The organism is Mesorhizobium sp. M7A.F.Ca.US.002.01.1.1 (genome assembly GCF_004022955.1).
Classification (GTDB): Bacteria; Pseudomonadota; Alphaproteobacteria; order Rhizobiales; family Rhizobiaceae; genus Mesorhizobium; species Mesorhizobium ciceri.
Genome location: NZ_RZQE01000028.1, coordinates 1 through 20805, shown reverse-complemented (window position 1 = coordinate 20805; position 20805 = coordinate 1). Strand labels below are relative to the sequence as shown.

The 20805-nt window shown below is 62.2% G+C and carries 15 protein-coding genes and 1 pseudogene; 10 read left to right on the top strand and 6 right to left on the bottom strand.

Translation table 11 applies throughout. The features are described from left to right. The first annotated feature begins 41 nt into the window (after positions 1-41). The 6 genes and pseudogenes from glgB to EN932_RS05625 all read left to right on the top strand — a co-directional run bounded on the left by glgB (position 42) and on the right by EN932_RS05625 (position 10477). On the top strand, positions 42-2255 hold the full coding sequence (glgB, locus tag EN932_RS05650) for a 1,4-alpha-glucan branching protein GlgB (protein WP_063171712.1): 2214 nt from the start codon (positions 42-44) through the stop codon (positions 2253-2255). A 52-nt stretch (positions 2256-2307) separates the two neighbouring features. After that, positions 2308-3573 carry a glucose-1-phosphate adenylyltransferase gene (glgC, locus tag EN932_RS05645; protein ID WP_127385087.1) on the top strand — a complete coding sequence of 422 codons (1266 nt, stop codon included), beginning with the start codon at positions 2308-2310 and terminating at the stop codon, positions 3571-3573. Positions 3574-3576: 3 nt separating this feature from the next. Further along, positions 3577-5022, top strand: a complete 1446-nt coding sequence (glgA, locus tag EN932_RS05640) for a glycogen synthase GlgA (protein ID WP_127369650.1) — start codon at positions 3577-3579, stop codon at positions 5020-5022. Between the two features lie 3 nt (positions 5023-5025). Beyond that, complete coding sequence (locus EN932_RS05635; RefSeq protein WP_013532697.1) at positions 5026-6654, top strand: alpha-D-glucose phosphate-specific phosphoglucomutase; 1629 nt, start codon at positions 5026-5028, stop codon at positions 6652-6654. A gap of 199 nt (positions 6655-6853) precedes the next feature. Further along, positions 6854-8869, top strand: a complete 2016-nt coding sequence (glgX, locus tag EN932_RS05630; protein WP_127385086.1) for a glycogen debranching protein GlgX — start codon at positions 6854-6856, stop codon at positions 8867-8869. Beyond that, positions 8856-10477, top strand: a pseudogene (locus EN932_RS05625) (alpha-glucosidase family protein). Before glgX ends, EN932_RS05625 begins: the two are co-directional and overlap by 14 nt. A 12-nt stretch (positions 10478-10489) precedes the next feature. Here the strand turns inward: EN932_RS05625 and EN932_RS05620 are convergent. Beyond that, the gene (locus EN932_RS05620) at positions 10490-12274 is read right to left on the bottom strand and encodes a TadG family pilus assembly protein (RefSeq protein ID WP_127385084.1); all 1785 of its coding nucleotides are present in this window, start codon (positions 12272-12274) and stop codon (positions 10490-10492) included. Beyond that, positions 12275-12688: a TadE/TadG family type IV pilus assembly protein gene (locus EN932_RS05615; protein ID WP_174564973.1), complete on the bottom strand. Its 414-nt coding sequence runs from the start codon at positions 12686-12688 to the stop codon at positions 12275-12277. It abuts the gene before it with no gap. Between the two features lie 412 nt (positions 12689-13100). Here EN932_RS05615 and EN932_RS05610 point away from each other — a divergent pair, with 412 nt between their 5' ends. The 4 genes from EN932_RS05610 to EN932_RS05595 all read left to right on the top strand — a co-directional run bounded on the left by EN932_RS05610 (position 13101) and on the right by EN932_RS05595 (position 18564). Then, positions 13101-14693: a peptide ABC transporter substrate-binding protein gene (locus EN932_RS05610; RefSeq protein ID WP_127368549.1), complete on the top strand. Its 1593-nt coding sequence runs from the start codon at positions 13101-13103 to the stop codon at positions 14691-14693. 163 nt (positions 14694-14856) lie between these two features. Next, complete coding sequence (locus tag EN932_RS05605) at positions 14857-15780, top strand: ABC transporter permease subunit (RefSeq protein WP_127368550.1); 924 nt, start codon at positions 14857-14859, stop codon at positions 15778-15780. Then, positions 15773-16897 (top strand): ABC transporter permease subunit, encoded by a 1125-nt coding sequence (locus EN932_RS05600; RefSeq protein WP_013532690.1) that lies wholly within the window; start codon positions 15773-15775, stop codon positions 16895-16897. Before EN932_RS05605 ends, EN932_RS05600 begins: the two co-directional genes overlap by 8 nt. A 47-nt stretch (positions 16898-16944) precedes the next feature. Further along, the gene (locus EN932_RS05595) at positions 16945-18564 is read left to right on the top strand and encodes an ABC transporter ATP-binding protein (protein WP_013532689.1); all 1620 of its coding nucleotides are present in this window, start codon (positions 16945-16947) and stop codon (positions 18562-18564) included. 33 nt (positions 18565-18597) lie between these two features. Here the strand turns inward: EN932_RS05595 and EN932_RS05590 are convergent, their stop codons facing one another. The 4 genes from EN932_RS05590 to EN932_RS05575 all read right to left on the bottom strand — a co-directional run bounded on the left by EN932_RS05590 (position 18598) and on the right by EN932_RS05575 (position 20325). Next, the gene (locus EN932_RS05590; protein WP_127368552.1) at positions 18598-18942 is read right to left on the bottom strand and encodes a hypothetical protein; all 345 of its coding nucleotides are present in this window, start codon (positions 18940-18942) and stop codon (positions 18598-18600) included. A gap of 222 nt (positions 18943-19164) precedes the next feature. Beyond that, complete coding sequence (locus EN932_RS38720; RefSeq protein WP_245460921.1) at positions 19165-19605, bottom strand: hypothetical protein; 441 nt, start codon at positions 19603-19605, stop codon at positions 19165-19167. 6 nt (positions 19606-19611) lie between these two features. Beyond that, positions 19612-19827: a hypothetical protein gene (locus EN932_RS05580; RefSeq protein ID WP_024503705.1), complete on the bottom strand. Its 216-nt coding sequence runs from the start codon at positions 19825-19827 to the stop codon at positions 19612-19614. Between the two features lie 207 nt (positions 19828-20034). Then, positions 20035-20325, bottom strand: coding sequence for a hypothetical protein (locus tag EN932_RS05575; RefSeq protein ID WP_024503706.1), 291 nt, complete (start codon positions 20323-20325; stop codon positions 20035-20037). Positions 20326-20805 lie beyond the last annotated feature (480 nt).

Genomic DNA, 20805 nt, shown 5'->3' with positions numbered 1-20805 from the left:
CTAGAAACAAACACTTGGTGCCCGGGGAGGGACACTGCCTGATGAAGAAGCCGCGCGCGACCGCTGCGACAAGCGGGCCGGATGGACTGGCGCCAGCCGGCGATGTCGCGGCGATTGTTGCCGGCACGCACGGAGATCCCTTCGCCGTCCTTGGTGTCCATGAGGTCGGCAAGAGCCTGTATGCCCGGTGCTTTGTTCCGAATGCCGAATTCGTCACCGCCTACACGCTGACCGGCACCATCGCGGGTGAACTGTCCAGGCGCGACGATGGCGGCTTTTTCGAAGGCAAGCTCTCGATCAAGAAGCGGCAACCCCTGCGCTATCATGCCAGGAACGCCGGCGGCGACTGGTGGCTGACCGATCCCTATTCGTTCGGTCCGGTGCTGGGCCCGATGGACGATTACTACATCGCCCAAGGCTCGCATCTAAGGCTGTTCGACAAGCTCGGCGCCCATGTCATCGATCACGAAGGCGCCACCGGAGTGCATTTCGCCGTCTGGGCTCCCAATGCGCGGCGCGTCTCTGTGGTCGGCGACTTCAACGAGTGGGACGGCCGCCGGCACACCATGCGAGACCGCCGCGACACCGGTATCTGGGAACTGTTCGTACCCGACATCGGTGCCGGACGACCCTACAAATACGAGATCATCGGCCCCGATGGTGTGAGGCTGCCGCTGAAGGCCGACCCGTTCGCCTTCAAATCCGAACTGCGTCCGGCTACTGCTTCGGTCGTGGCGGTGCCGCCGGCGCACGAGTGGGGCGACGAGGCGCATCGCAATTTCTGGCGCAATGCCGATCACCGGCGAGAAGCCATCTCGATCTACGAGGTCCATGCCGGCTCCTGGCAGCTTCGCGACGACGGAACGTTCCTGTCATGGGACGAGTTGGCCGACCGGCTGATCCCCTATGTGGTCGAGACCGGTTTCACCCACATCGAATTCATGCCGATCTCTGAACATCCCTACGACCCGTCCTGGGGCTACCAGACGACCGGCCTTTACGCGCCGTCGGCCCGCTTTGGCGACCCGGACGGCTTTGCCCGTTTCGTCGATGGCGCCCACCGCGCCGGCGTCGGCGTCATCCTCGACTGGGTGCCGGCACATTTCCCGGTCGACGCGCATGGCCTGGCCAATTTCGATGGCACCGCGCTCTATGAACATGCCGATCCGCGCAAGGGTTTTCATCCCGACTGGAACACCGCGATCTACAATTTCGGCCGCCGCGAGGTGGTGTCGTTCCTGGTCAACAATGCGCTGTTCTGGGCCGAGAAATACCATGTCGACGGTTTGCGCGTCGACGCGGTCGCCTCGATGCTCTACCTCGACTATTCACGCAAGGCCGGCGAATGGATCCCCAACGAGAAGGGCGGCCGCGAGAATCTCGAGGCGGTCAGCTTCCTGCAGAAGATGAACAAGGAGGTCTACGGCCATCATCCGGGCGTCATGACCATAGCCGAGGAATCGACCTCATGGCCGAAGGTCTCGGCACCGGTGCATGAAGGCGGCCTCGGCTTCGGCTTCAAGTGGAATATGGGCTTCATGCACGACACGCTGGAGTATTTCTCCAAGGAGCCGATCTTCCGAAAGCACCACCACAACGACCTCACCTTCGGCCTGACCTACGCCTTCTCGGAGAATTTCGTGCTGCCGCTCTCGCATGACGAGGTTGTGCACGGCAAAGGCACGTTGCTTGGCAAGATGGCCGGCGACGACTGGCAGAAGTTTGCGACGCTACGCGCCTACTACGCTTTCATGTGGGGCTATCCCGGCAAGAAGCTGCTTTTCATGGGGCAGGAGTTCGCGCAGCGCCGCGAATGGAGCGAGGCGCGCGCGCTCGACTGGAACCTGCTTGAATTCCGGCCGCATCGCGGCGTCTGGCAGACGGTGCGCGATCTCAACTATCTCTACCGTTCGCGCCCGGCACTGCATGGCCGTGATTGTGAGCCGGAAGGGTTTTCCTGGCTGATCGTCGACGACAGCCAGAATTCGGTTTTTGCCTGGCTTCGCAGTGCGCCGGGCGGCAGCCCAGTGGCCGTCATTTCCAATTTCACGCCGGTGCCGCGCGATAATTATCGCGTGCCGTTGCCGACATCAGGCAAATGGCGCGAGATCATCAACACCGACGCTTCTGAATATGGCGGTTCCGGCAAGGGCAATGGCGGCATGGTCGAGGCGCGGGCGGAGGAAGGAAGCATCGCCGCGACGATGCTCTTGCCGCCGCTGTCCACGATCATGCTCGAGCTCGTCGCCGACTGAACCCATCGACACTGAGTAACATGTCGAGATCGAGTAACTTGGGAGGGTAGAAATGGCAGACTTGAAACGGACCCAGCCGCTGGCGCGCGATGCCATGGCCTATGTATTGGCCGGCGGCCGTGGCAGCCGCCTCAAGGAACTGACCGACCGGCGTGCCAAGCCGGCCGTCTATTTCGGCGGCAAGACGCGCATCATCGACTTCGCGCTCTCCAACGCGCTTAACTCCGGCATTCGACGCCTCGGCGTTGCCACCCAGTACAAGGCGCATTCGCTGATCCGTCATCTGCAGCGCGGCTGGAACTTCCTGCGCCCCGAGCGAAACGAAAGCTTCGACATCCTGCCGGCCAGCCAGCGCGTCTCGGAAACGCAGTGGTATGAGGGCACGGCTGACGCCGTCTATCAGAACATCGACATCATCGAGGCCTACGGACCCGAATACATGGTCATCCTGGCTGGCGACCACATCTACAAGATGGACTACGAGATGATGCTTCGCCAGCACGTCGACGCCAATGCCGACGTCACCGTTGGCTGCCTCGAAGTGCCGCGCATTGAAGCCACCGGCTTCGGCGTCATGCATGTCGATGGCAAGGACAACATCATCGCCTTCGTCGAAAAGCCCGCCGATCCGCCCGGCATTCCCGATAAGCCGGAGTTTGCCTTGGCCTCGATGGGCATTTACGTCTTCAAGACCAAGTTTCTGATGGAGCAGTTGCGCCGCGATGCGGCCGAGCCGGGCTCGAGCCGCGACTTCGGCAAGGACATCATCCCCTATATCGTCCAGCACGGTAAGGCGATCGCGCACCGCTTCGCCAAGTCCTGCGTCCGTTCGACCGCTGAGAACGAGGCCTACTGGCGCGATGTCGGAACGGTCGACGCCTATTGGGAAGCCAATATCGACCTGACCGATATCACGCCGGAGCTCGACCTCTACGACCGCGACTGGCCGATCTGGACCTATGCCGAATTGAAGCCGCCGGCAAAGTTCGTGCATGACGAGGATGGCCGCCGCGGTTCGGCCGTGTCTTCGCTGGTTTCGGGCGATTGCATCGTCTCGGGGGCTTCGCTGAAAAAAAGCCTGATCTTCACCGGCGCGCGCATCAATTCCTATTCGACGCTCGAAGAAGTCGTCATGCTGCCCGACGTTCATGTCGGCCGGAACGCAAAGTTGAAGCGCGTGGTCATCGACCATGGTGTTAGGATACCGGAAGGGCTGGTGGTCGGCGAAGATCCTATTCTCGACGCCAAGCGCTTCCGCGTTTCCGAAAAGGGCATCTGCCTGGTCACCCAGGACATGATCGACAAGCTGGGGCTCTGACGCATGCAGGTTCTGTCGGTCACGCCGGAAATTTTCCCGCTCATCAAGACCGGTGGGCTTGCCGACGTGACCGGCGCGCTGCCAATTGCCTTGGCGGCCAAGGGCGTGACCGTGCGCACGCTCATGCCCGGCTTTCCGACCGTCATGGCCGCCTTCAAGAAAAAGCGGGCGGTTCTGCAATACCCCTTGCTGCAGGGCGGCAAGGCCTCTGTCCATTCCGTCCAACTCGCCGGGCTCGAACTGTTCGTGCTCGATGCGCCGCATCTGTTCGACCGTCCCGGCGGCCCCTATGGCAATGCGACTGGCGTCGACTGGCCAGACAATTGGCGGCGTTTCGCGGCGTTGAGCCAGGTCGGCGGCGACATTGCCGGCGGCGCCATCTCGGGCTACCAGCCCGACATCGTGCACGCCCATGACTGGCAGTCGGCGATGACGCTGGCCTATATGCGCTATGGCAAGGCGGTCGGCGTGCCTTCGATGATGACCGTCCACAACCTCGCCTTCCAGGGCCAGTTCGGCGCCGGCATTTTCGGCGAGCTTGGCTTGCCGGCGGCGGCGATGGCGCTCGACGGCGTCGAATATTATGGTGGTGTCGGCTTCCTCAAGGCGGGCCTGCAGGCCGCCTGGGCGATCACCACGGTCAGTCCGACCTACGCGCAGGAAATCCGCTCGCCCGAATTCGGCATGGGCCTCGACGGCCTCATCAACATGCGCTCCAGCGATCTCCATGGCATCGTCAACGGCATCGACACCGGCATCTGGGATCCGGAAACCGACAAGCATCTGGTGTCCAACTACACGGCCAGCACGCTGAAGGCGCGCGCACCCAACAGGGCTGCCGTGGAGGACCGCTTCAGCCTTGAGCGCGATGACAGCCCGATCGTCTGCGTGGTCAGCCGCCTGACCTGGCAAAAGGGCATGGACATATTGGCGCTGGTGGTCGACGGCATTGTCGCGACGGGTGCGCGGCTCGCCATCCTGGGATCGGGCGATGCCGGTCTCGAAGGCGCGCTGCTTGCCGCCGCCGCCAGGCATCGCGGCCGCATCGGCGTCGTCGTCGGCTACGACGAGGGGCTGTCGCACATCATGCAGGGCGGCTGCGACGCCATCGTCATTCCCTCGCGCTTCGAACCGTGCGGGCTGACGCAGCTTTACGGCCTGCGCTATGGCTGCGTGCCGGTAGTCGCGCGCACCGGCGGCCTCGCCGACACGGTCATCGACGCCAATGAGGCTGCCGTCTCTGCCGGCGTCGCCACCGGCTTCCAGTTCGCGCCCAACAATGGCGGCGCCTTGCTGCACGCTATCCGCCGCCTCGTCGACGCCCATGCCAGTCCGACGGTCTGGGAATCACTGCAGCGCCAGGGCATGAAAGCCGATGTGTCGTGGGACAAGAGCGCGGAAAAATACGTCGAACTCTATCGTTCGCTGCTTTCGAAAAGGGTTGCCTGAAGCATGATACGGACCGTTCCCACCAAGCCTTATTCCGACCAGAAGCCCGGCACGTCGGGCCTGCGCAAGAAGGTGCCTGTCTTTCAGCAGGAGCACTATGCCGAGAATTTCATCCAGTCGATCTTCGACGCGCTCGACGGTTTCAAGGGCAAGACCCTGGTGATCGGTGGCGACGGCCGCTTCTACAACCGCGAGGTCATCCAGAAGGCCATCGCCATCGCAGCCGCCAACGGCTTCGGCAAGGTGATGGTCGGGCAGGGCGGCATCCTGTCGACGCCAGCCGCTTCGCATGTCATCCGCAAATACAAGACCTTTGGCGGCATCATCCTGTCGGCCAGCCACAATCCGGGCGGCCCGCATGAGGATTTCGGCATCAAGTACAATGCCGGCAATGGCGGCCCGGCGCCGGAAAAGCTCACCGACGCGATCTTCGAAAAGACCAAGGCGATTTCGAGCTTCAAGATCGCCGATATCGATCCGATCGACATCGACACAACAGGAACGGTCAAGGCCGCCGGCATGACGGTCGAGATCATCGATCCGGTCGTGGACTATGCCGCGCTGATGGAAAGCCTGTTCGATTTCGACGCCCTGCGCAAACTCTTCAAGTCCGGCTTCCGCATGCGCTTCGACGCCATGCACGCGGTGACCGGTCCCTACGCCAAGGAGATCCTGGAAAACCGGCTTGGCGCGCCCAATGGCACCTGCCGCAATTTCAAGCCGCTGCCGGATTTCGGCGGCCACCATCCGGACCCGAACCTTGTCCACGCCAAACACCTCTATGACGAGATGATGGGACCGGACGCGCCGGATTTCGGCGCCGCCTCGGATGGGGATGGTGACCGCAATCTGATCATCGGCAAGGGCATTTTCGTCACCCCGTCGGATTCGGTCGCCATGCTCGCCGCCAATGCGCGTCTGGCGCCCGGCTACAAGGCCGGTTTGAAAGGCATTGCCCGCTCGATGCCGACCAGTGGCGCGGCCGATCGCGTCGCTGAAAAACTCGGCGTCGGCATCTATGAGACGCCGACCGGCTGGAAATTCTTCGGCAATCTGCTCGATGCCGACATGGCGACGATCTGCGGCGAGGAGAGTGCCGGCACCGGCTCCAACCATGTCCGCGAAAAGGACGGCCTGTGGGCGGTGCTTTTGTGGCTCAACATCCTTGCCGCGCGTGGCGAAAGCTGCAAGCAGATCGTCACCGAGCACTGGGCGACCTACGGTCGCAACTACTATTCGCGGCACGATTATGAAGAGGTCGAGAGCGACCGCGCCAACGCGCTGGTCGACGAACTGCGTGCCAAGCTCGGCTCGCTGCCTGGCACCAGCGTGCGCGGCCTGAAAATCGCCAGCGCCGACGATTTTGCCTATCACGATCCGGTCGACGGTTCGATCAGCGAGCATCAGGGCATCAGGGTTCTGTTCGAAGGTGGTTCGCGGGTCGTCTTTCGGCTGTCCGGCACCGGCACGTCGGGCGCGACGTTGCGCGTCTACATCGAGCGCTACGAGCCGGACAAGTCTCGGCACGATCTCGACACCCAGGCCGCCCTTGCCGATCTGATTGCCGCGGCTGACGATATTGCCGGGATTCACAGCCATACCGGCCGCCCCAAGCCGAGCGTGATCACTTGAGAGTGGCTGCGCGCGTTTCACCTTCTCCCCTTGTGGGAGAAGGTGGTCGAGCGAAGCTCGGTCGGATGAGGGGTGCTCCAGCTTGGCGCAAACCGATGTCCAGATCACCAACGCCGCGTTCCTTCCAACACCCCTCATCCGTCTCGGCGCTGCGCGCCGATCCACCTTCTCCCGCCAGGGGAGAAGGTGAGGCGCGGGCATGACCCAGCTCGGCGCCACAGTCACCCGCGAAGGCATCCGCTTTGCCGCCTGGTCGCAGGCCGCCCGTCGGCTTTGGGTCTCGATCTTCGACGAGCAGGGCATGCGGGAAATCGAACGGCTCGAACTGCAGCGGGAAGGCGAGGGCGTCCACGCGCTGTTCGTTGCAGGTCTTGGCTCCGGAACCCGCTACGGTTTCCGCGCCGACGGGGACTATGCGCCGGAGCATGGACTGTGGTTCGACCCCGACAAATTGCTGACCGATCCCTACGCCGTCGAGATTGACAGGCCTTATGCCTACGACTGGCGGCTGGCCGATCGCCGGGGCGAGGGGGGCGATACCGCGTCGCTGATGCCGAAGGCGATCGCGGCTGCGCTACCGAAGCCTGTGCAGGCTGCGCCGCCGCTTTTCCGCGCCGGCGGCCTGGTCTACGAAATTCCGGTGCGCGCCTTCACCATGCTGCATTCGGACGTTCCCGAAAAATTGCGCGGAACAGTCGCCGCACTTGCTCAACCGGCGATCGTCGAGCACCTGAAAAAACTCGGCGTTGGCGCGGTCGAACTGATGCCGGTGACCGCGTCGATCGACGAACGGCATCTGCCGCCGCTCGGGCTGCGCAACGCCTGGGGCTACAATCCCGTGACGTTCATGGCCCTCGATCCGCGCCTTGCGCCGGGCGGCATCATGGAACTGCGAAACACGGTCGCTGTGCTGCGCCAGGCTGGTATCGGCGTCATCCTCGACCTCGTCTTCAACCACACCGGCGAGAGCGACAGGCTTGGTCCCACGCTGTCGCTGCGCGGCTTCGACAACCAGGCCTACTACCGGCACACACCTGATGGCAGGCTGGCCAACGACACCGGTACCGGCAACACAGTCGCTTGCGACCATCCTGTGGTCCAGGAGATGGTCCTCGACACGCTTCGCCATTTCGTCAGGGATGCCGGTGTCGATGGCTTCCGCTTCGACCTCGCTCCCATTCTGGGGCGGGTCGAGGGCACATTCGATGCCGAGGCGCCGCTGCTGAGAGCGATGCGCGATGACGCACTGCTGGCCGATCGCGTGTTGATCGCCGAGCCGTGGGACATCGGCCCCGACGGCTATCAGCTCGGCAATTTTCCAGCGCCCTTCCTCGAATGGAACGACAAGTATCGCGACGATGTCAGACGGTTCTGGCGTGGCGAGGCCGGCATGGTCGGCGCCCTGGCGACCCGGCTCGCCGGTTCGTCAGATGTGTTTGCCGCGAACGGGCAAGGCGCCAGCCGCAGTGTCAATTTCATCGCCGCCCATGACGGCATGACGCTCGCCGACATCGTGCGCTACGAGCGCAAGCACAACGAAGCCAATGGCGAGCAGAACCGCGACGGCCACAATGAAAACCTGTCCTGGAACAACGGCGTGGAAGGTGATGCGGACAACCCGGCCGTGGCAGCGGCTCGCCAGAACGACCAGCGCGCTCTGCTCGCCGCGCTGTTTGCCTCGCGCGGCACCATCATGCTGACCGCGGGCGACGAATTCGGCCGCACCCAGCAAGGCAACAACAACGCCTATGCCCAAGACAACGAGATCACCTGGCTCGACTGGGCCGGCCGCGACCAGGCGCTGGAGCGCTACACAGCGGCACTCTCGAGGCTGCGCCGATCGATGCCGGCGCTTTCCGACACAAGCTTCCTCACTGGCCAGCCGCCGGCAGGTTCGGAGATACCGGACGTCGCATGGCTTGCTGAGACGGGCGCGCCGCTCGATGAACAGAGCTGGCAGGATCCGCAGCGGCACCGTCTTGTCATGGTCCTGAGTGGCGCCAGCGATGACGGCCGCCGTCTTGCGGTGCTTATCAACGGCGATCGCCGGGCCTGCATGTTCACCTTGCCTGAACGAGACGGATTCTTCTGGGCCCCAGATATCGAAGCGCCGGATGCGGCGGATATCTCGCGGCCAATATCCGGGCGGACGATGATCTTCATGATCGAACGAGCGCAGGCCGGCACAAGGGAGAAGCGCAATGGCGGCGAGTGACAAGAAGGGATGGTGGCGCGGTTGCGTCATCTACCAGATCTATCCGCGCTCCTTCCAGGACACGACCGGCGATGGCAGCGGCGATCTCGCCGGTATCACATCGAGGCTCGCCCATGTCGCCTCGCTCGGTGTCGACGCCATCTGGCTGTCGCCTTTCTTCAAGTCGCCGATGGCCGATATGGGCTACGACGTGTCGGACTACTGCGATGTCGATCCGATGTTCGGCACGCTCGAGGATTTCGATGCGCTGGTCGCCGAGGCGCATCGTCTCGGCCTGAAGATCATCATCGACCAGGTGCTGTCGCATTCATCCGACAAGCACGACTGGTTTGTCGAAAGCCGCGCCAGCCGCGATAACCCCAAGGCCGACTGGTATGTCTGGGCCGATACCAAGCCAGATGGCGGCGCGCCAAACAACTGGCTCTCCGTCTTCGGTGGCCCGGCCTGGGAATGGGATTCGACCCGCCGGCAGTATTACATGCACAATTTCCTCCCCTCGCAGCCCGATCTGAATTTCCACAATCCGGAGGTTCAGGACGCGCTTCTGGAAACCGTGCGCTTCTGGCTGGAGCGCGGCGTCGACGGTTTTCGGCTCGATACGGTCAATTACTATGTCCACGACCGCTGGCTGCGCAGCAATCCACCCTTGGCATCAAGCGTCGCCGGCACCAACAGCGAGACCAACACCTACCTTTACCAGGAGCACCTGTTCGACAAGACGCAGCCGGAAAACCTGGCGTTCCTGCGCCGCTTCAGGGCGCTGCTCGACGAATATGACGACCGTGCTGCCGTCGGCGAGATCGGCGATGAAGGCCGCTCGCTGCAGACGCTCGCCGCCTATACCTCAGGCGGCGACAAGCTGCATATGTGTTACACCTTCGACCTGCTCGGTCCGCAGTTCTCGGCCGCGCATGTGCGTGGCTGCGTCGAAGCCTTCGAGGCGGCCGTCTCCGACGGCTGGGTCTGCTGGGCCTTCTCCAACCATGACGTGGCGCGCCATGTCAGCCGCTGGACAAGGCCGGACAGCGAGCCCGACGCGGTCGCAAGATTCTCGATCATGCTGCTCGCCTGCCTGCGCGGCTCGATCTGCCTCTATGAGGGCGAGGAACTCGGGCTGGAGGAGGCGGAGCTGGCCTATGAAGATCTGCGCGATCCCGTCGGCATCCGCTTCTGGCCAGGCGTCAAGGGCAGGGATGGGTGCCGCACGCCGATGGTGTGGGAGGCCGGCGCCGACAATGCAGGCTTCTCCACGGCCAGGCCCTGGCTGCCGATACCGGCCAGCCATCGCGCTCGCGCCGTCGACGTCCAGAATGCCGACACGGTCTCTGTGCTCGCGTCTACCGGGCTGCGCTGGCCTTGCGCGGGGAGCATGAGGCGCTGATATCCGGCTCGATCCGCTTTCTCGACGCCGAGGGTGACCTGCTCGCTTTCATCCGCGACGGCGGCGGTGAAAGACTGCTCTGTGTCTTCAATTTCGCCGGAGGACCGGCCAATTGGCCGTTGCCGGGGGACATCCGAGCGGTTGCGCAGCTGGATGGCAATGCCGCGGTCGTCGAGACTGAGCTTTTGCTGCCAGCGCTCGGAGCCTTTTTGGGCAGGCTCGACTGATATCCCGCGACGTTACTGCACCAGCACGGCACGTCCGCATGTCGCGCCGGTGACCCGGACATCGGCCACGCCGAGATGCACGCCGAGCGTATCGAGCAGGCTGTAAAGCAATGTGTCGACTGGTGCGGTCACGGTTTTCAACAAAGCCAGCACCGGCTGCTTCACGACGCCGAGTATGGCGGTTAGGTCAAGCCCGATGATGCCAAGCGAACCGACGTAGAGCGACAGATCGTTGACAAGTGACGCGGTCAGCGTCTGGGTCAGGTCCCGTGTTGGCGTCGCCTTTATGATCTTGGCAGCGATCTCGGTTTTATTGAAGACCAGGTTGGTCGGGTTGACGTTGGTGACGTCGGCCCCAGCCGAACCCTTCACCTGTAGCAGCGGGATTTTTAGCAGCAGCAGATTGAGGCTGGCATCCGCGATGTTGGCGTCGGAGAACGATTGTTCGTTGCTGAAATCGGCAAAGGCAGTGGGGTTGCTATCGGTATCGCTGGCCGCAAGTTTCAGCGCGGCGACGCCAGGCTTCGCGGCAATGGTAACCTTCAGGCTGTCGGGGCCGGTCGGGCAGCTGATGTCGGTCAGCTTGGCCTCGGCATAGGCCACTTCGACATTCAGTGGCAACCTGACCGACAGCAGGCTGATGCCGCCGCTCAGGTTCGGATTACTGCCGACCCCAAGGGTGAACAGCAGCTTGATGCGCGTTTGCGCGGTGCGCACCACGGTGCCGGCTTCTCCAACCGCCAGCCATGGCGAGGATTGCGGCGGTTCGCCGATGGCGATGGCGAGCGTGGTCGACAGCACCCCGGGAATGGTGGCGCCGAGGGCGACGTCGACCTGTTTTGAACCGTTTGCCAGTCCGGCGGCGGCCGTCAGCATTCCCAAGGCGCTGGCGTCGACGCCGAGGCCGGCGGGCCTTTGCCCAAGGCCCAATTTGCCGACGGAGCCGAGATCGACCAGATGACTGAGCGGGATCTGGACCGTGCTGGTCGACTTGGACGCGATCGTCTGCAGGGCGACTTTGGCCGTGTTGCCAAGCCCGGGCACATTGGCCATGGCCGTGGCGATCTGGCCGACGGTCGCCTTCGATGCCAGCACATCCGAATACGACACGCCGGTCAGGTTCAGCTGTGTGGCAAGACCGTCCACGAAGGAGAGCACGCTCACATCCGCGGAGATCAGCGCGTTGTAGTCCATGACGCTGAGCGAGATGTTGCTGCCGAGAAGCCCGCCGAGAAGCGCGTTGAGGATACCGCCATCGAGGCTGGCGAGCCTTGATCCGACCGAGAATGTCGCCTGTGGCGTCATGCTGGCGGTGGCTTGGGTGCCGATGACGGGAGTGGGGATCAGGGAACTCGCGAAATAGCGGGCGGGGATCTTCTTCAGGGTGACACGGACGGCATTGTAGGGGGTTATGCTGGCCTGGAAACGCTGGCCCACATTGGCCCCGGATGCCACATATCGCCCGGGCGTGACCGTCACGACGGTTTTGCCGACCGCCGGCTCGATCGTCTGTCCCGAGCTTTGAACGACAACCCCTGGCATGCCGTTGTCGGTCAGCGTGGTAACGACCGCTGTATTGACATTGGTCATGTTCGAGGCGGCGGTGATCGCCGCCAGATCCACCATTGCCTGCGCTTCGCGGCGCTCGGTGTAGATCGAGGCTTCGTCGATGGCCACTGCGGCCAGCGCCAGCGCCACCGGCGCGCTCAATGCCGCCATGACGGTGAAGTTCGCTTTCCTGTCACTCAGCATCAACCGGGCAAGCCGACCGATCCCATTGCACGCATGCAGCAGCATTCAAATGCCCCCGACCCTGATCGTTGACTGGCGCCTGATCGTGGTCCCGGGCATGGCTATGCCCGGGAAAAGGTTCCAGATCGGCAGGTTGCGGGCGTCGTATTGGATGGACACCACGAACTGGCTTCCATCGGCCGAGCTGTCGTTGGCCTGGTAGGTCAACTTGCTGACATCCACGAAGGGATATCCGCCGGCATTGTTGGTGACGAAGCTGGCTACGAGCGTTTGACGTTCGGTTTGGTTCAACCCGGCAATTGCCGTGCGGGCGGCATCCGCTGCGATCTGCTGGATCGAGTTGGCGGCGCCGAAGTATATACCGTACGCAACCATTCCGAGTAGAAGAAGAATGAAAATCGGTGAAAGCAAGGCAAACTCAACCGCAGAGGTACCGCGCTCTTCTTGAAATTTCCGCATTAGTTGACGGATTTTGGGCAATTTACTTGCTCCGTTACTCATAGCCGCCGCGCGTCTGAAGCTCGAACCGTATAGAAGGTATTCGTAATGTAACCTCAGGTTGCTTAAGAACGCATTAAGACATTCCGGCAAACTGGCATGGCTCCCGATTCGCGGTGAAAAGTAGCGTCGAGGTGAAGAAACCAAGTCAAGCTTTTGGTTTCGGCTGGTGTTTCAGCGGCCACACCATAGCTTTCGTCCGCCTTACTTTGGGTGACCCAGAGAGTCTGTTGAAATAAAAATTCTCCGCGTTAGTGTCTGGGCACGAGCCGCAGGACGGGAACCAGCGGCGCGCTCAAAGGGGTCAGATATCGGCTCCAGGGCGTCAACACTTAATAGGCGCGCCAACGGCAGCGCCGACAGGGAGAACTTCATGCTGAAAAACATGCTGAAGGCGACTGTGTTCGCCACGACGATGACGCTGGCCGCCGGGACGTTCTACGCGCAGGCCTTTGCCGAGACCGTCTATAACAGGGGCACCGCCGCTGAATCGGAGTCGGTCGATCCGCACAAGACCTCCACGGTTTACGAAGCCAATGTCCTGCGCGACCTGTTCCAGGGCTTGGTCATGCAGGACCAGAAGGCCAATCTCATTCCTGGTGCCGCCGAGAGCTGGACGGTTTCGGACGACGGAACCGTCTATACGTTCAAGCTGCGCAAGGACGGCATGTGGTCGGATGGCAGCCCGGTTACGGCGGACGATTTCGTCTATGCCTTCCACCGGCTGGAGGATCCGGCGACCGGCGCCGAATATGCCTCGATGCTGTATCCGGTAAAGGGTGCGGAGGACGTCAACACCAAGAAGGGCAAGCCTGAGGACATGGGCGTCAAGGCGATTGACGCAAATACCCTGGAGGTCACGCTGAAGGCGCCGACGCCCTACTTCCTGGAGATGCTGACCCACCAGGCGACCTATCCGGTGAGCAAGGCCTCCATCGAAAAGCTCGGCGCCGATTGGATCAAGCCCGGCAATCTCGTTTCGAACGGCGCCTATACGCTGGCCGAATGGGTTCCCAACGATCATATGAAGCTGGTCAAGAACCCGAAATTCTGGGATGCGGCGACCGTCAAGTTCGACGTCGTCAACTACATCCCGACCGAGGACCGCTCTTCGGCGATGAAGCGCTTCGAGGCAGGCGAACTGGACAGCTACGACGACCTTCCGACTGAACAGCTCGCCGATCTCAAGACCAAGTTTGGCGACCAGATCCACGTCGGACCGTATCTCGGCACCTATTATTATGCGATCAAGACCGACAAGGCGCCGTGGGATAATGTAGAGCTGCGCAATGCCATCTCGATGGCGATCGACCGCGACTTCCTCGCCGAAAAAGTCTGGCAGAACTCGATGCTGCCCGGCTATTCAATGGTGCCTCCCGGCATCGAAGGCTACACGCCGGCAATGGCCAAATATGCGGACATGCCGCAGATCGACCGCGAGGATGCGGCCAAGAAGATCCTCGAGAAACTCGGCTATACGCCCGAAAAGCCGCTGAAGATGGAAATCCGCTATAACACGTCGGAAAACCACAAGAACACTGCGGTGGCGATCCAGGAACAGCTGAAGCCGCTTGGCGTCGACGTCACGCTGCTCAACACCGACACCAAGACCCACTACTCCTTCCTCGAGCAGAAGGGCAACTATGATCTGGCACGTGCCGCCTGGATCGCCGACTACAAGGATCCGGAAACCTTCCTCGGCATCTCGCGCAAAGCCAGCGGCAACAATTATTCGGACTACAACAGCCCGGCCTATGAAGCGGCCATGGACAAGGCCGCCGCCGCCGGCGGCAACCCCGAACAGCGCATGAAGGAACTGGCCGACGCCGAACGCATCCTGGTCGACGACGTCGGCCAGATACCGCTCCTCTATTACAGCTACCACGATATCGTCTCCTCGAAGCTGCATGGCTTCGTCGACAACGTGATGGACGTGCATCCGTCGCGCTTCGTCAGCAAGGACTAACCCTGGCCAAGCCACCGCGCCCTCCAGGCGCGGTGGCGATGGTTTGCCATCGCATCGGCCCGGGTACCGGAATTCGATTTCGGCAATGCCGGTGCGAAGATTTGAAAGCTGGAGCGCGGCCGTCCAACTGGACGCGCGCGGCTCTGGATCAAGCGGGGCACCGATGCTGCGATACGTATTACGGCGGCTTCTGACCGCCATTCCAACGCTGTTCGTCATCGTGACAATGGCGTTTTTCCTGATGCGCGTCGCGCCGGGCGGTCCATTCAACCAGGAGCGGGGGCTCAGTCCCGAGATCAGGGCCAATCTCGAAGCCCAGTTCGGCCTCAACGACCCGCTCTGGCTACAATTCGTCCACTATCTCGGCAATCTGTTGCGCGGCAATTTCGGCCCGAGCTACAACATGCCGGATTTCACCGTCACCGAACTGTTCGCCAAGGGGCTGCCGATTTCGGTTCAGCTCGGCGCCTCGGCGCTCGTCCTGGCGCTGCTGCTCGGTTCCGTGCTCGGCACCATTGCGGCGCTCAATCAGAACAAGCTTGGCGACTATACGGTGATCGCGCTGGCGACGGCCGGCAGCACCATCCCAACCTTCGTCATCGCGCCGGTGATCCAACTCCTGTTCGGGCTGACCTGGAGGCTGCTGCCGATCGGTGGGTGGGGCGATGGCGCTTTCATCAACAAGGTCGGTCCGGTGCTGACGCTCGCCCTGCCGCAGATCGCCATCGTCGCCCGGCTGATGCGTGGCTCGATGATCGAATCCTTGCGGTCCCACCACATCCGCACGGCGCGCGCGCTGGGCCTGTCCGACTGGTCGGTGGTGGTCAAGCATGCTTTGCGCGGCGCCATCCTGCCGATCGTCTCCTTCACCGGTCCGGCGGCGGCGGCACTGCTGACCGGCTCGGTCATCGTCGAGACGATCTTCTCCATCCCAGGCGTCGGCCGCTATTTCGTCGATGCCGCGCTCAATCGTGACTACACGCTGGTGATGGGAACGGTGGTGGTGATCGCCATCTTTACCATTGTCTTCAACCTGTTCGTCGACGTCATGTACGCGGTCGTCGATCCGAGAGTGCGCTATGACTGACATCGCGGCCACAGTCGCCCCCACCGTCATCGGCCGTTCGCTCTGGGGGGATGCCTGGGCGCGGCTCAAGGCCAATCGCGCCGCCATGTTCAGCCTGTATTACCTTGCCCTGATCGGGGTCGTCAGCGTGTTCGGGCCATGGTTCGTGCCGCATCAATACACCACCATTTATGCCGACTATGTGCGCATGCCGCCAAGCCTGTCAGCTTATCCGAAGGCCGACATGATCGAGACGGCGCTCACCGAAGCGATCAAGCGCATGCGGGTCGACATCAAGGAATGGCGGCAGGAAGGCAACCAGGTCTTCGTCACCGTCAAGTCGACCAGGCCGATCGACGATCGCAACATCCGCTATCTTGACCGATCCGATGCCTTTGACGACACCAAGATCGAGAGCAAGTCGCCGGACGGTCTCGAAGTGACGATGAGCGCCTCGATCAAGCAGCAATATTTCCTGTTCGGCACCGACAACACCGGACGGGACCTGTTGTCGCGCACGCTGATGGCCGGGCGTATATCGCTGGCCATCGGCCTGCTCGCGGGCGTCGTGGCGGTGGTCATCGGCGTGGTCTACGGGGCCGCTGCCGGTTTTGCCGGAGGCAAGGTCGACGAGGTGATGATGCGCATCGTCGACGTGCTCTATTCCTTGCCCTTCATCTTCTTCGTCATCATGCTGGTGGTGTTCTTCGGCCGCAACTTCGTGCTGATGTTCCTGGCCGTCGGCGCCGTGCTGTGGCTCGACATGGCGCGCATCGTGCGCGGCCAGGCACTGTCGATCCGCCGCCAGGAATATGTCCAGGCGGCGGAAGCCATGGGCGTCGGCCAGCGCGGCATCCTGCTGCGCCACGTCATCCCCAACCTGCTCGGCCCGGTGGTCATCTACATGACGCTGCTGGTGCCGCAGGTGATCATCCTGGAAAGCTTCCTATCGTTTCTCGGCCTCGGCGTGCAGGAGCCGATGACCAGCTGGGGCGTTCTGATCTCGGTCGGCGCCAAGAACATCGGCACCGCCAACTGGCTGCTCCTGTTCCCCGCCTTCTTCCTCGTCTCGACGCTGTTTGCGCTGAACTTCGTCGGCGACGGCCTGCGCGACGCACTCGACCCGAGGGATCGCTAAGATGGGGATCGCTAAGATGCGGATCGATAAAGAGGGGGACCGCTGAGATGGCTGCTTCCGAAACGATCCTCAGCGTCAAGGATTTGCGTGTCCGCTTCCGCACGCTCGACGGCGCCGTCGAGGCGGTCAAGGGCATAAACATCCATGTCAAATCGGGCGAGACCGTTGCCGTGGTCGGCGAATCCGGCTCCGGCAAAAGCCAGACGATGATGGCGGCGATGAGCCTGCTGGCGTCGAATGGCGAAGCGACAGGCAGCGTCGACTATCGTGGCCGCAATCTTCTAACGCTCAGCAAATCCGAGCTCAACAAGGTCCGTGGCCGCAAGATCAGCATGATCTTCCAGGAGCCGATGACTTCGCTCGATCCGCTCTATTCGATCGGCAACCAGTTGATCGAACCGATCCGCCGGCATCGGGGTCTGAATGTCGCCGAGGCGCGTGAAGAGGCGCTCAAACTGCTGCGGCTGGTGCATATTCCCGATCCCGAGCGGCGGATGAAATCCTATCCGCACGAAATGTCGGGTGGCCAGCGCCAGCGTGTGATGATCGCGATGGCGCTCGCCAACGACCCTGACATATTGATCGCCGACGAGCCGACGACGGCGCTCGATGTGACCATACAGGCGCAGATCCTGATGCTTCTGGCCGAATTGCAGCGCAAGCTCGGCATGGCGATCGTCTTCATCACCCACGATCTTGGCATCGTCCGCCGCTTTGCCGATCGGGTCTATGTCATGCGCCAGGGCGAGGTTGTCGAGGAGGGGGAGGCGGAGGCCATCTTCGTCAACCCACAGCATGCCTACACGAAAATGCTGCTGGCGGCCGAGCCGACCGGCAGCAAGGCGCCGCCGCCCGCCAACGCCCCAGTGCTGCTCGAAGGCAGGAATGTCGAAGTGACGTTCAGGATCGGCGGCGGGTTTCTTGCTGGCGAACCGCTGATGCTGCGTGCAGTCGATCACATCTCGATCCGGCTGCAGCGCAACCAGACCATCGGCATCGTTGGTGAATCCGGCTCGGGCAAGTCGACGCTTGGCCGCGCCTTGCTGCGGCTGTTGCCGAGTGACGGGCTCATCCGTTTCGGCGATCGCGACATTTCCCAAGCCGACAGGCAGGCGATGCGGCCGCTGCGGCGCCAGATGCAGCTCGTCTTCCAGGACCCGTTCGGCTCGTTGTCGCCGCGCATGACTGTCGGCCAGGTCATCACCGAAGGACTTCTGGTGCATGAGCCTGACCTTTCGGGCAAGCAGCGTGATCAACGCGCGGTCGAGGCATTGCGCGAGGTCGGCCTCGACCCCAACGCCCGCAACCGCTACCCGCACGAATTCTCCGGCGGTCAGCGGCAGCGCATCGCCATTGCCCGCGCCATGATCCTGAAGCCCAGGCTGGTGGTGTTGGATGAGCCGACTTCGGCGCTCGATCGCTCTGTGCAGAAACAGATCGTCGAACTGCTGCGCAAGCTGCAGGCGGACCACGAATTGTCCTATCTCTTCATCAGCCACGATCTGTCGGTCGTGCGCGCCATGGCCGACTACATCATCGTCATGAAACAGGGCAAGATCGTCGAGGAAGGGCCGACCGAGGCGATCTTCAGCAATCCGCAGCACGCCTACACACAGACGCTGATGGCCGCCGCGATCGACGTGACGCGATTTCGCCTGAGCGCCTGAACCGGGCTCTGCACCGAGGCGTTGGCTGTCCGCTCAATTCGCGGTCCTCGGGCACTTGCGCGCTCGCACGGCGGCAATGGCATCCTGTTGCTGCTTAAGCCGGTCGATCCTGGCTGTTTCACGGTTGGCTACCGCGGTCTTCACGCGTGAGCCGCCGAGCAGCCAGCGTGGAACATTGGTGTTGGCGACCTTGCCGCGCGTGATTGCCGTTTGCGAGATGTCACGGGCGACGTCTCCCATCGCACTGTTGAGGTCGGTGCACGTCATTGAATCGTATTTCGCTGGATCGACGGTTCTGCCGAGCGATGAACAGCCAGCGACGAGAACCAGCGTCATCACAAGAATCAAGGGCGGGGCTGTGGTTGAATTCAAATTCATGTCGCACTCGGCCCGCCGTTTCACTCATTCCATCAGGTTAATCGACCCTAGAGCCGACGGGCCTTTTCGTCAAAATATGCGGCCGCGAAGGAACCTGCCACAGGGCTCGGCCATGCGGTCGACAGCAGGAACATCCCCAGTCTGAATTGCTATTTGCCGGGTGTGGAGTTCAATCGCTGGCAAACGGAGAGTGCCGGTTCCGGCGACGTCGAGGCGGCTTTCCTAAGCTGCTTCGGCCACCAACGTCGACGAGGGACCGCCGAGCACTGTCTGAGCGATCTCGGCGTCATTTTCATCGACATGCGCCGTCACCAGGACGACGCCCTCGGCCACGTCCTGATCATCCGCCTTCATGGCGCGCAGGGCGAATGTTCCAAACAGACCGCCGGCAACGCCGCCACAGACCGCGCCAGCCACCGCTGTTGGCAATACGCTCGCAGCAACAGGATTGATGCCAACTGCCGCAACGGCGCTCAGACATGCCAACCCGCCGGCAGCAGCGCCCAGTACCGATCCCAAAGCGGAAACCCAAACAGATCCTGCCCCGTCATTGTAAGGCCCGATGATCGCGATCTGTACGCGAGGAATTCCGGCCGCCACCAGGTTGCTAGCGACCCGCGTCGCATCGGCGTGGGAATCAAAAAGTCTGCTAATCGTCGGCATGGTCGCTTAACGCTTCGGGCTGTTCAGCAGCGTGTCGGTGAGGAATGACGCGGCAATCAGGTCGTCAACCTCGATTCGGCCCTCGCCGCCCTCCATGATGGCCGCGACCTTCTGGAAGGTCTTCATCTCGTCTTCGGTAATCTGGGCTTGCTGCATCCTGGCCTTGATCTCTGTTACTCGCGTGCTCAGGGCATCGGATCGTTTGGTCTCACGGTTCGACATGCTGCTGCTCTTGGTTTCATCGATCATTTTTGCCCGCCACCCCGAATTTGGGGCAAGCGCATGCGTTTCCAACCTGGACTTCGGTCGGGCAGGGGTCAGACCTAAGTCTGGCTAGGGGCAATTGTCTTGCCGACGGTGCTGCCAAAAGCATGATCAAAGGGCCTCTCGTGGCCCGATTCCTTCAAGAATCGGGCCGGAGATCTGTGGTCAGTACCCGTCGTTCTCGATCACCACGGGATGGTGCCGATGGTGGTGGCGATGGGTGGAGACGGAACCTGTCACGACAACGGTATCGCGGTGATGATGCCGGCGCCCATGGTCGTAGAACGCCACAGTACCATGGCGGCGGTGGTGTAAGCGCTGACCGTCTTCGTTGATGATCTTGACGCTGCCGTGATGTCGATGATGGGTTCTAACAACCACATCGGCTTCGGCTGCCGAAGCCACGACGGGCAGTCCAATGGAAAGCGCCAACGCGCACATGATCATTGTTTTCATTGCAATTTCTCCGTTTTCTTAATTAGCCCTTCATTGGATTAACTGCCCCTGATCGCTTTGGTTCCGGTGGTCCGGCATCGGCCCGAACGTTCACTGTCACCGCCGGATCTGGTCAACGACGGAACATTAGACGTGCCTGATGGTTTTATTTCTCGCAGCCGGGATCACGATTTGGTGTCTGCTGCGGATCAGTCGGCAAAGACTGGTCGGCCCGCGTTCTCCGCCAGAGGCGCGGGCTTCCCCCAGGCAACAGGAGAGAGATCATGAACAATATCATTTGGCTCGTTGGAGCTGTGGTCATCGTGATAGCGATCTTGAGCTTTTTTGGCCTCCGCTAGCCGGACGCGCGTACCAGTTGAGATGTTTTCCGGAATCTGTTCGCGAGCGCACGCACGAAGGCATCAGGCGGCCGGTTGAGACCGTCTGGTTGCTGTCCAGTGCAACAGGCATCGCTGTCGGCCGGCGGGGAGACGCGAGTAA

What these genes read in the sequence shown, in the direction of transcription:
- glgB (WP_063171712.1), top strand. Translation starts at nt 42, where the DNA reads ATGAAGAAGCCGCGCGCGACCGCTGCGACAAGCGGGCCGGATGGACTG.
- glgC (WP_127385087.1), top strand. Translation starts at nt 2,308, where the DNA reads ATGGCAGACTTGAAACGGACCCAGCCGCTGGCGCGCGATGCCATGGCC.
- glgA (WP_127369650.1), top strand. Translation starts at nt 3,577, where the DNA reads ATGCAGGTTCTGTCGGTCACGCCGGAAATTTTCCCGCTCATCAAGACC.
- EN932_RS05635 (WP_013532697.1), top strand. Translation starts at nt 5,026, where the DNA reads ATGATACGGACCGTTCCCACCAAGCCTTATTCCGACCAGAAGCCCGGC.
- glgX (WP_127385086.1), top strand. Translation starts at nt 6,854, where the DNA reads ATGACCCAGCTCGGCGCCACAGTCACCCGCGAAGGCATCCGCTTTGCC.
- EN932_RS05620 (WP_127385084.1), bottom strand. Translation starts at nt 12,274, where the DNA reads ATGCTGCTGCATGCGTGCAATGGGATCGGTCGGCTTGCCCGGTTGATG.
- EN932_RS05615 (WP_174564973.1), bottom strand. Translation starts at nt 12,688, where the DNA reads ATGCGGAAATTTCAAGAAGAGCGCGGTACCTCTGCGGTTGAGTTTGCC.
- EN932_RS05610 (WP_127368549.1), top strand. Translation starts at nt 13,101, where the DNA reads ATGCTGAAAAACATGCTGAAGGCGACTGTGTTCGCCACGACGATGACG.
- EN932_RS05605 (WP_127368550.1), top strand. Translation starts at nt 14,857, where the DNA reads ATGCTGCGATACGTATTACGGCGGCTTCTGACCGCCATTCCAACGCTG.
- EN932_RS05600 (WP_013532690.1), top strand. Translation starts at nt 15,773, where the DNA reads ATGACTGACATCGCGGCCACAGTCGCCCCCACCGTCATCGGCCGTTCG.
- EN932_RS05595 (WP_013532689.1), top strand. Translation starts at nt 16,945, where the DNA reads ATGGCTGCTTCCGAAACGATCCTCAGCGTCAAGGATTTGCGTGTCCGC.
- EN932_RS05590 (WP_127368552.1), bottom strand. Translation starts at nt 18,942, where the DNA reads ATGAATTTGAATTCAACCACAGCCCCGCCCTTGATTCTTGTGATGACG.
- EN932_RS38720 (WP_245460921.1), bottom strand. Translation starts at nt 19,605, where the DNA reads ATGCCGACGATTAGCAGACTTTTTGATTCCCACGCCGATGCGACGCGG.
- EN932_RS05580 (WP_024503705.1), bottom strand. Translation starts at nt 19,827, where the DNA reads ATGTCGAACCGTGAGACCAAACGATCCGATGCCCTGAGCACGCGAGTA.
- EN932_RS05575 (WP_024503706.1), bottom strand. Translation starts at nt 20,325, where the DNA reads ATGAAAACAATGATCATGTGCGCGTTGGCGCTTTCCATTGGACTGCCC.